This window comes from Cerasicoccus sp. TK19100 (assembly GCF_027257155.1).
GTDB lineage: Bacteria > Verrucomicrobiota > Verrucomicrobiia > Opitutales > Cerasicoccaceae > Cerasicoccus > Cerasicoccus fimbriatus.
This window is the reverse complement of record NZ_JAPWDU010000003.1, coordinates 193,947-204,934: the sequence shown is the minus strand read 5'-3', so window position 1 is coordinate 204,934 and position 10,988 is coordinate 193,947. Positions and strand designations below refer to the sequence as shown.

The 10,988-nt window shown below is 58.2% G+C and carries 6 protein-coding genes; all 6 read left to right on the top strand.

Annotation, left to right across the window (positions count from 1 at the left end; genetic code table 11):
• The first annotated feature begins 16 nt into the window (after positions 1 to 16).
• Positions 17 to 1,312: a response regulator gene (locus O3S85_RS07430; protein WP_269539274.1), complete on the top strand. Its 1,296-nt coding sequence runs from the start codon at positions 17 to 19 to the stop codon at positions 1,310 to 1,312.
• A 39-nt stretch (positions 1,313 to 1,351) separates the two neighbouring features.
• Positions 1,352 to 1,996 (top strand): hypothetical protein, encoded by a 645-nt coding sequence (locus O3S85_RS07425; RefSeq protein ID WP_269539273.1) that lies wholly within the window; start codon positions 1,352 to 1,354, stop codon positions 1,994 to 1,996.
• 123 nt (positions 1,997 to 2,119) lie between these two features.
• Entirely contained in the window at positions 2,120 to 3,460 is a 1,341-nt protein-coding gene (locus O3S85_RS07420) for a response regulator (protein WP_269539272.1), read from the top strand.
• A gap of 7 nt (positions 3,461 to 3,467) precedes the next feature.
• Entirely contained in the window at positions 3,468 to 5,354 is a 1,887-nt protein-coding gene (locus O3S85_RS07415; RefSeq protein ID WP_269539271.1) for a GspE/PulE family protein, read from the top strand.
• Between the two features lie 459 nt (positions 5,355 to 5,813).
• Entirely contained in the window at positions 5,814 to 7,724 is a 1,911-nt protein-coding gene (locus O3S85_RS07410) for a right-handed parallel beta-helix repeat-containing protein (RefSeq protein WP_269539269.1), read from the top strand.
• A 228-nt stretch (positions 7,725 to 7,952) separates the two neighbouring features.
• Entirely contained in the window at positions 7,953 to 10,721 is a 2,769-nt protein-coding gene (locus O3S85_RS07405; protein ID WP_269539267.1) for a phosphoenolpyruvate carboxylase, read from the top strand.
• Positions 10,722 to 10,988 lie beyond the last annotated feature (267 nt).

Genomic DNA, 10,988 nt, shown 5'->3' with positions numbered 1-10,988 from the left:
CCACCAATCACGCTGCATGGGACGCAAAATCCTCATAGTCGACGACGACTCAGACTTCAACCAACTGCTGACGGATATTTTCAGTCAGGCAAATTACGATGTTGATTCTTGTGAGGAGCCCGAGCGCGCGGTGAAGCACTTTATGGACGGCGAGTATGACCTCGTCGTTACCGACCAGAAAATGCCCGGCATGTCGGGTGAAGAGCTGGTTCGCACTTTCAAGCAGGCCAAGCCCGATGTGCCCATTATCATGGTCTCGGGATATCTGGACAACGACACGATCCGCAGCCTCATTCGCGAGGGGGTGGGCGGTGTGTTCCTGAAGCCGCTCAACGTTTTTTCACTGCTCAAGCGCACGGCGACGCTCATTGAGGAACGTGAGGCCGGCCTGCGCCGCGAGTCCGGCTCGGAGGACGAGGAGGAAGAGGAAAATTTCCACCACAACCTGCCGTTTCGCTTTGAGACATTTCCCGCCAAGGACCGCAAATCCCGGGATTTCGCCCAGCGCTTGTACAAGCTGCGCGATTTTAAAAACAACCTCGTGATGGTCACCCCGCGAGGCACGGACCTGGAGGCGATTACGGCTGATTTCAGCGGCTTCGACTCGGAGGTGAAAGACCTTTACGTTTTGCTCGACCGCTCGCGTATCAATCGCGAGGCGATGATGAAGCTGATCATTGAGTCCACGCAAAAGGGCTGGGAGCGGCTCACGTTTATCATTGCGGCGGCGGAGACGGTTACCCGCGAGCAGTATTCGCTGATCATGCGCATCGGCCGCAAGAAGGACCCGTTTGACGGCATTCAGGCACCGATGCGTTTCATCTTTTGCGTCAGCCGTGACTTGGACCTGCTCTACGACGAGCGCGTGGTCGACGACGCCGTGTATATGTTTATGGGCACGACGGAGATCGCCGTCCCCACGTTGCGAGACATCGCGGACGACATCGGCGAACTGGCGCTTCGCTACCTCGACGCCGAGGCCAAGGCGCACAATCTTTCCAAGGCTCCCAAGCTTGAAATGAGCGCCCGCACCTACCTGCGCGAACAGCCCTGGGCGGGCAACGCCGGTGAGCTGCACCGCTTCATCCGCATGGCGATCTACATGGATAAGCCCAAGCTGAGCATGGAGGACCTTGAGCGCGTTGAGCAAAAGCTGGCCTCCGCCGTGGGCGGTGCGCGTAGCCTCCACCAGGGCCTCCAGCTTTACCGCGATGAATACGTTAAGGCAGTCGCCATCTTCCTGGAAGACAAAGACGCCGCCGCCGACTGCCTCGGAGTTGAAAAGCCGCTCGTCGAAAGAATTGTTAAATAGGCGCTCCCGATTCGGTTAAAAACACTTATGGACACTCTCATGTTGGAACCCTCACTGCATATCCGATTCACGAACGACTTCACTGCCGTTCAGGTGGACGGAGATGTGGAGGATCCCAGCAGCTTCAGCGTCACGCTGATGACCGCGATCCGATCGCTGAGCGCGGGTGCCGAGGCGCTTTCACTGGGCCCGATCAAAAGCATGCGCGGGCTGAACGCCGGTGAGGGCTTCGTGCTCACGCTGGATGAGTCCGGCCACAACCTGAAGAAGTTTGACGGTGTCGCATTGTGGAGTGATCTCATGCCCAAAGCCGAGGCCAAGCTCGGCAGCTTCCCCGTCCTCCCGGCCACAGAGGATTTATCCGGCTGGATCGACCAGATGAACGACGTGCGTTGGCGCGGTTTGCGCAGCCAGTCGGATGACACATGGGCGCATTACAACCGCGAACCGGCGGAAGAGTCCGTGATCTCGTCTTTCGCCCTGGCCGTGCTTCAGCTCGATCTGCTGGTCCGCTCGCTCAAGCTGCCGCGCCGACAATTGCAGATCCAGTTCGCCAACGGCATACTCATGACGAGCGTTAACGAAGACAGCGATTTTCTGCTGGTTTTATGCGACGCAAGCCCGACTCCGCAGTCCTTAGCGACATTGGAGCGTTGCCTGAGCTTTTTCTGCTGGCCCTTGTAAATGTTTAAACGGCATCGGCTAGGGTTGATGGCCGGTATAGGCCCAAAGCATGCTTGAAAGCCGCCTTCGGGCGCCTCATAACAGTCTCACCTAAAACGCCCTACGGGCGAACCTACGATACACATGGCACAGCGCATTCTCGTTCTCGACGATGAAGAAAACTACGCCGACATGCTGCGGGCATTGTTGGAGCAACACTCGTTCATTGTCGATTCGGTCACCGATCCCCACCGTGCGATTGAGTCGCTCCAGGGCACCGGCTACGAGCTCGTGATTTCCGACTACAAGATGCCGAGCATGGACGGGGCGGACTTCCTGAGCAAAGCGCGTGAGATGAACCCGGACCTTCCGGTGATCCTTGTTTCCGGCCTCATGAACACGCCGGACCTCGTCAAGGTGGCCAACATGGGCGTCACGCTGGTGCTGGAAAAGCCGATCGACATCCAGCACTTCATCAACCAGGTAAAGCGCTTCGTGCAGCCCGCGAGCAAGGAGGAGTTTCGTGCTCACCGCGCGGGCAAGGGCGGGCAGGATGAAGAAGCTGCATTGAATTTTAAGCAGACCTACCCACAGAAGCTCACCCACCTTTGCGACCGCTCGCACATCTTCCGTTTCTTCCTGGAGCATGTGTGGAATGCGGCCAACGAGCAGGACCATATTTTCGTCTCGGTGCCGCGTGGCAGTGAGTGCGATCTGCTCCTGCGCGAAGTCTCCACCTGGCGCAAGTTTAACACCCGCCGCGTGCAGTGGCTCGATCTGCGCAACCCGAACTCCGCCGGGATGAACGCCGCGTTGCAATCCGTAGTCCAGGGCGGTGCCACCAGTGAGCTAATCGGCGTGATCGGCTTTGGGGACTCCAGCCTCGCCGCACAAGCGCAGGTGGTGGACGTGATCCGCGAGTCTCCGGAAAATCTGGCCTTCCTGTATTTTATCGAAAGCGACCTGATCGACAACGACTCACGCCAGATCGATCCCGAGCTGCGCGAACTGCTCGACCAGAGCCTGTGCGTCATGCCGCCGCTGAATGCGCGCCTGGCAGACCTTGCTGCCTACACCAAGCGCTATCTGCCGAAGATTGCCCAATCGCTCGGGTGCCCCGAGCGCGCGGAGCTCGACCCCGGCGCGATGCCCATGCTGCTCAATTACGGCTGGCCAGGCAATTTCCGCGAGCTGCTCGACGTGCTCCGCACCGCCGCCGCCTTGCGTGAAGACGGCCCGCTGATGGCCGACGACATCGCGGAAGCGCTTAGCCGCGTATCGGGCTTTGGTGATGATTTACCGCAGCAGTTCAAGACGCTGCAAGAAGCCGTCAAAGATCGCCAACTGGAAATTGTCGGCACCGCCCTGCGCTCCGGCAGTGATCTGGGAAGTGTCCTGAACACGCTCGGCGTCGACCCGCAGGCTGTAAATCCTGAAGCCTCGGCCGATGATCTCCCCCTCCTTTATCCTGAATTGTTAAAGTAGATTTGTCATGCCACTTGCCCGCATCCAAGCAGCCATTGTCCGCAACCTTCGTGATTATCAGCGCCTGACCGACGAGCAGGCCGATAACATTATCAACACCGACGAGGAGCTCTCCGGTGAAGAGGTGGAGGCGCTCCTGGCGCAGGACTACGGCATCAGCGAATTTCAACTCCTCGCGGCCAAGAGCAAGGCCTTCGGCATGGCGCCGTTTAACGCGTTTCAATTCGAGCCCGACGAGCGCACTTTTGAAAAGCTCGACCGCGAATTCTGCGAGGAGAACATGGTGCTGCCGGTGGGCATCGTGGGCAACACCTTCGTCGTCGCCGTCCACAATCCCTTCGACCTGACGGTGCTCAACCTCGTGCACGAGCAAACACGCCGCAAGGTCTCGCCGCTGCTCGGCATTAAGCGCGAAATCCAGGCCAAGCTCAAAGTCGGCAACGACGATCAGCCCGTCGTGGCGGAAGGCTTTGGTGACGTGGTGGACGCGCTCGATATGGAGTTCGACATCGACGAGGAAAAGCTCGATGAAGAGGGCGAAGCCGAGGACTCCGCGCCCATTATTCAGCTGGCCAACCGCATCATCGAGGACGCCTATTACAGCGGCGGGTCAGACATTCACATTGAGCCCTTTGAGAAAGAGTGCCGCGTGCGCGTGCGCGTGGACGGTGTCTTGCAGGAAAAGCTGTCCGTGTCGAACAAGGTGGCTGGCGCACTGCTGGCCCGCCTGAAGATCATGGCCAATCTGGACATCGCCGAAAAGCGTCTGCCGCAGGACGGCCGTATCGTCTTCAAGCAATTTACCCGCAAGCCGATCAACATCGACTTACGCGTCTCCACCGCCCCGCTGAACCACGGCGAGGGCACCGTTATGCGTATTCTCGATAAGTCGAAGTCGACACTGCCGCTGCCGGCGCTGGGCTTTGAGCCGGAGAACCTCGAGCGCTACCGCGAGTGCATCAGCCGCCCCTATGGGATGATTCTCCACTGCGGGCCGACGGGCTCCGGAAAATCGATGACGCTGTATTCCGCGCTCAACGAAATTAACGACCCCGGCATTTGCATCCGCACCGCCGAGGACCCGATCGAATACACCTTGCCCGGCCTGTGCCAGATGCAGATGCACCGCAAGATCGGGCTGACCTTTGCCGCCGCGCTGCGCGCCTTTTTGCGTCAGGACCCGGACGTAATCCTCGTCGGGGAAATTCGTGACTCGGAAACGGCGGGCATCGCCGTGGAGGCCGCGCTCACCGGTCACATGCTTTTCAGCACGCTCCACACCAACGATGCGCCGGGCACGGTCGCGCGTTTGACAGAGATGGGCGTCGAGTCGTTCATGATTTCCGCCTCGCTGGTCGCCGTTTGTGCGCAGCGCCTCATGCGCCGCGTCTGCAAGAGCTGCCGCCAGTCTTACGAGCCGGAAGATCGCGAGTTGGACATCCTGCGTAAGTCGATCCAGTTCGAAGGCGGTGGTATTTTCCGGGCCAACCGCACGGGCTGCCCGGCTTGCTCGGGTAAGGGCTACAAGGGCCGCGTGGGTATCCACGAAATGATGACTTCCAGTGAAGCACTCATCGAGGGCATTAACAAAGAAGTCGAGACGGCCGAGCTCAAGAAGATCGCGATGTTCAACGGCATGTTCACGCTGCACATGGACTCGATGAAAAAAGTCCGCAGCGGCCTGACGACGATGGAAGAGGCGATCTCCACAGTCCCGCCGGACATGGAAGACCTCGAAGCCCTCGCCGAAGAATTCGAGCTTCAGGCCAAGCTCAAGCAAAAGCGCGACGCCGACCGCAAAAAGGAAATCCAGGCCCTCAAGGAAGAGGCTCTCGCCCTCGAAGCCGAAGACAAGGCCAAGCTTGCCGCCGCCGAAGAGGCATCGGCGGGTTAACGGTTTTCCGCGAATTCTCCGCCGCGCTGCCAAGGTGCATCAGATTGCTCCGTCGGTTGCGGGCGTACGTATTGCCGCCGCTTCCTTTGGTATGCTTAATGGCGGTCCATCAGCAACTCTGCTGACAAATTGACCTGCGGCTTATCGTGAGCTTGACGGGACGGGGATCGCAAGGCATGGTATTTTTACATTTAGCTTACACTACTGCTGAGAGATACCACTATTTTCACTTACTGATACTGCGTTCGCACGTTTAGCGGCAAGCAGTGAAATCTACCAGGCAGTTGGGGAGTGAGCTGGAAAGATAATCAGAGGGGGATTGATATGTATCGCAAGAGTGCACGTGGGATGTTCGGCTCGGGGTTGGCCCTGATGCTTGTTTTGGTTTCGGGGTGGATGCCTTCCGCGCTGGCGGATCAATATGCTGCTGGGGGTAGTTGGTGGGGCACACCGATCCCTATGACGGCTCCGCCGTTTGTTAGCGAGTATCAGCTGACGCCGGAGGATGTGGAGCTGCTGACGCCGGCCGATGTCGTTGGCCCCGATGGGCTTGTGTATCCCAATTGGCGCAAGGTGGGCGTGCAGGGAGGCATCCCTGATGTGCCGGTGGCCCTCCACCTTGATGATCTCGGTGCCGTTCAGTTGATGGATATTTCCGGCTTGATCGAGGAGGCTTGTGAGATCGTTGGTGCCTCGGGCGGTGGTGCGGTGCTGATCGGTCCCGGAACATACTATCTGGATGAGCTGGTTACCATTTCGCAGAGTAACGTGGTGATCCGCGGTTCAGGGCGCGAGTCGACCCGGCTGATCTTCCGCTACAGCCTGGTCAATCAGAATGCCATGACCTCGTGGGCGATCACAAACACTTGGCCGGAGCCGGCGGCCTTCATGTTTCTCGGTGATCCCCTGGAGGAGGTGGATCGTTACCTGGCTGAAGACGGCAAGCGCGGGGATACTCAGCTAAAGCTCATCGACGTGGGCGATCTTCAGCCCGGGGATAAATTTCTACTGCGCGCGCCCGTTACGGCGCGTTGGCAGAGTATCGTTTATGATCAATCCTACGGGGCGTGGGGGACCAAAACCGCCCACTATGAAATTACGGCGGTAGATGCGGTCAATGACATCCTAACGCTGAGTCAACCGCTCCGCATTGAATACCCGGTCATTGATGGTAGCTACCTGCGGCGGCTTTTCCCCATCGAGCGCTCCGGCTTGGAATCAATGACCATTGAGCACACCGATAAATTACCGCTTCACACGGTGTGCTCCCAGTGGGCCTGGAACTGCTGGGTAAAAGATCTGCGCGTACTCAATAGCGGCCGTTCAGGGGTCCATTGGTCGAGTGCCAAGTGGTGCGAAGTGCGCGACAGCGAGTTCGACTCTACGTGGAATCATGGCGGAGGCATGGCTTATGGCGGCTTCACGCAGACCACCGATTGCCTCATGGAGAACTGCCTCTGGATCAATTACCGACACGCCCCGGTGGTCCAGTTCGGCGCGCAGGGCAATGTGTTTCGCAACAGCACTTTCGAGGGCAGTGATGCGCAGTGGCATGCGGGCTGGTCAACCGAGAACCTCTACGAAAACTGCACGATACTGCCCGCCCGGACGGTGTTTGCAGACAGCACACCGCGTGACATTTTGCCTGCCTATGGCACATATCGCTTTGGCATGTATTCAACCCCTTCCCATGACACTTCCCACGGCCCGAACGGACCACGAAATGTCGTTTATAACTGCGACGTCAACTCGATACGGGATGGGGTATACGCTCGTGGGGCCAGCGAGAATTGGCTCTTCCTGCACAACCGCTTCAACGTCTATGGCAACGGCGCGGGCGGTTTCTACGCCGAGAGCGGTTTCTTCAACACCATCATTCGAAATAACGTCTTTATTCTCGAAGATGAAACCAAGCCCATGGTGTTCTTGCGCACTGCGGATTGCGTTGGCATCGAGTTGGTGGATAATACCGTTTATGGTGGCAGCGGCACGATTGTGGACGGCGTCATTGACGTGGCGATCAACGAAGGCAATCAGGCAATGCCCGCCCTGGTCTCCGGTGAAGCGTATCCGGCGCGACCGTTGCCCAATCCGTCTTCGATCTACGATTGGCAGCGCATCCCCGGGCCCCCGGCGAAACCGGATTCATTATACTTCGCGATCGAGAGCGCCTCGAGCTCCTCACGGGAAATTGTTCTTTATTGGCAAGGTGAGCCGGAGCAAACCTACACCCTGCAGTATTCGGAGAACCTGACCGACGGCTTTGTTAACGTGATTGCCAGCGACATCCAGGCGACCCCGCCCACGAATGTCTATGTCCACAAACCCGGCACCGCCACCCGCTGGTTCTACCGTCTGGTGTCGGAATAGGCGGGCGAGATTCGAGCGTGTAGTGAGTTGCTGCTGTAGTGCGTAGGCATTAGCCGCATTTTAGCTCCGCGGGGCGCGTGCCACGTGATGGTTGCTGGCGCGCCGGCTATTTTTTAGGCACCGATGCTGCTTAGTTGGGGGACTTTATGGGCGGAAAAATGCGGTTCTGGGTTGCAACTAGCGTGAGTCTTGCTGTACCTGACCCCGCCGATTAAAATTCTGCTATACATGAATCTACGCGAAGCATTTTCCACCACCAAACGAGTCCTGGGTAAGCCATACCGCGATCTGGAGTTTCTCCTGATGTCGCTGCAGTCGGTGTTGACCAAAAACGGCGAGGCCGAGATTGCCGGTGCCATCCCGTGGATCAGCAGCAAGGAGCTGTCCGTCGAGGAGATCACGCCCAAGCACGTGCAGCTGTATTCGCTGATCTTCCAGCTCGTCAACATGGTGGAGATCAACGGTGCCGTGCAGGCCCGCCGCACCAAGGAAGAAATCTCGCTGGACTCCGTCAACGGTCTGTGGGGCATCAATATCAAGGAGCTGCGTGACGCAGGCCTGTCGTCCGAGGAAATCCTGGACGCCCTGCGCGAGGTGGTCATCGAGCCCGTCCTGACCGCACACCCGACCGAGGCCAAGCGCGCCACCGTGCTGGAGCATCACCGCGAGCTGTATCTGCTCCTGGTGCAGCGCGAGAACTCGATGTACACCAAGGACGAGATCGACAACGTTAACCACAACATCGAGCTCGCCCTTTATCGCCTGTGGAAAACCGGCGAAATTTACCTGGAAAAGCCCGACATCCAGGACGAGCTGCGCAATATCCTGCACTACCTGACGAACGTCTTCCCCGAGGTGTTGCCGATCATCGACCGCCGCCTGTTGCAGGCCGCGCAGTTTAACGGCATCAACATTGAGGACGTCTGCGCCAACTACAGTTTCCCGCGCCTGACTTTTGGTAACTGGGTGGGCGGCGACCGCGATGGTCATCCCTTGGTGACGTCTGACGTGACTCGCGAAACCCTGCTCCAACTGCGCCTGAACGCCTTTGTCGTCATCCGCCGCAAGCTGATGCGCCTCGTGCAGCGAACCAGCTTCAGCATCGGTATAGAGGAGGCCTCGGAGGCTCTGCAAGCCCGCGTGCAGGAGATGGTTGCCGAAACTGGTGCTCTTGGCCAGGCCGCGTTCGACCGGAACAAAGGTGAGATTTTCCGCCAATTCATTAGCCTGATGATCGTCAAGTTGCCGGTGGAAACCGCCCGTGGCCACGCGACCCGCCTGATGGAACTCGACGGCACCTACATCCACTCGCTTCAGCTCAAGGAGGATCTCCGCCTGCTCCAGCAATCTCTGCTCGAATACGGCGCGAAGTCCATCGCCTACGACGACGTGATCACCGTCATGCGCGTAGTCGACGCCTTTGGTTTCCACTTGGCCAGCCTCGATATTCGCCAAAACAGCGCGTTTCATGACCAAGCCATTGAGCAACTCCTGGAGGCCTCACAAGCTGAAGACACCGCCTTTGGCAGCTGGCCCGAGGAGAAACGCCTGGAGTTCCTGGAGCGTGAGTTGCAGTCCGCCCGTCCCTTTACGCACGAGTCCGCCAAGCTCGGCCCGCAAGCCTCGGCCGTCATGGAGTGCTACCGCGTGGTGGCCAAGCATACCAAGCAATACGGCACGAATTGCATTGGCTCGTTCATTGTGAGCATGACGCGCTCAGTGTCGGACTTGCTCGCGGTTTACCTGCTGGCGCGCGAAGCCGGGCTCACCCAAATGAGCGAGAGTGGCATGGTTTGCCAGATCCCCGTTGTGCCGCTGTTGGAAACGATTGAAGACCTGGAAAACGGCACGCAGATCCTGGGCGATTTCCTGGAGCATCCGTTGACCCAGCGCACGCTGGCCATGCTGCAAGAGAAGTATCAGTGGAAGCAGCCAACGCAGCAGGTCATGGTCGGCTACAGCGACAGTAACAAGGATGGCGGCATCCTCGCCAGCCAGTGGAACCTCTACAAAGCCCAATATAAGCTGACCGAGGTCGGCGAGTCCAAGGGCGTGAAAATTCGCTTTTTCCACGGCAAGGGCGGCTCAATCAGCCGTGGTGCCGGGCCAACGCATTACTTTATTAAAGCGCTCCCGCACACCGCGCCAAACGGCGATGTGCGCCTGACCGAGCAGGGCGAAACCATTGCCCAAAAATACGCGAATCCGGTCAACGCCGCCTACAATATCGAACTGCTGGCGGCCAACTCGCTCAATAAGCTACTCAAGGACCGCAAATCGACGCGCAGCTTCCATCCGTTGGCCGATACGCTGGAGCGCCTGGCGCAATCGTCGAAGAACCACTACGAGGCGATGATGCAGATGGAGAACTTTATCCAGTTCTTCCGCGGTGCCACGCCCATCGACGCGATCGAGGTCAGCAAGATCGGTTCGCGTCCGGCCAAGCGCACCGGCATGAACACGCTGGACGACTTGCGCGCGATTCCGTGGGTTTTCTCCTGGGGCCAAAACCGCGCCAACATGACCAGCTGGTTCGGTGTCGGCAGTGCGCTCAACGACTTGGAAAAGGACAACCCCGAGGGTTACGCTGAGCTGAAAACCGCGCTCAAGTCCGACTCCTTCATTCGCTACGTATTCACGAATATCGATACCAGCCTTGCCGCGACTGATGAGACCATCTTCCAGCTCTACATTGATTTGGTGGAAGATGAGGAGATCCGCGAGCGCTTCCGCAAGGTGCTGCTGGACGAGCTCAAGCTCGCCCGCCATCACATGGAGGTCATGCTCTCGCGTCCAATCGAGCAGCGCCGCAAGAACCATTATTATTCCAATTTGCTCCGTGCCTCGTTAATGCGCTCCCTGCATGAAAAGCAGGTGGCTCTGCTCAAAACCTGGCGCAAGCAGCGCGCGGAGAAGGATCCGGAAACCGAGAAAACCCAGACCGAGCTTCTGTTGACGATCAATGCGATCTCCAGCGGGATGCGCAATACTGGGTAGAGTCTTTGCGCCTTATTGGCTGGGGTTGTTTTTTTGCGGTAGCCGATAGAGATTTAGTGAAGCCGATGTGGCGACTTGAGCCTGGTGTATCACTTGTCACGGTTTCATTAATTGTGGCCGTGAATCCGTGACGGTGTCGGGATCTGTCATATATTCCTTATTATCAAAGAATAATCAGCAGAAAGCTAAGGCATTTGGCAGCCTGAGTTCCAGGATTAGAGTCTTGTGACTCTAGTTTTATACACGGTATAAGCTTGGAAACTACAT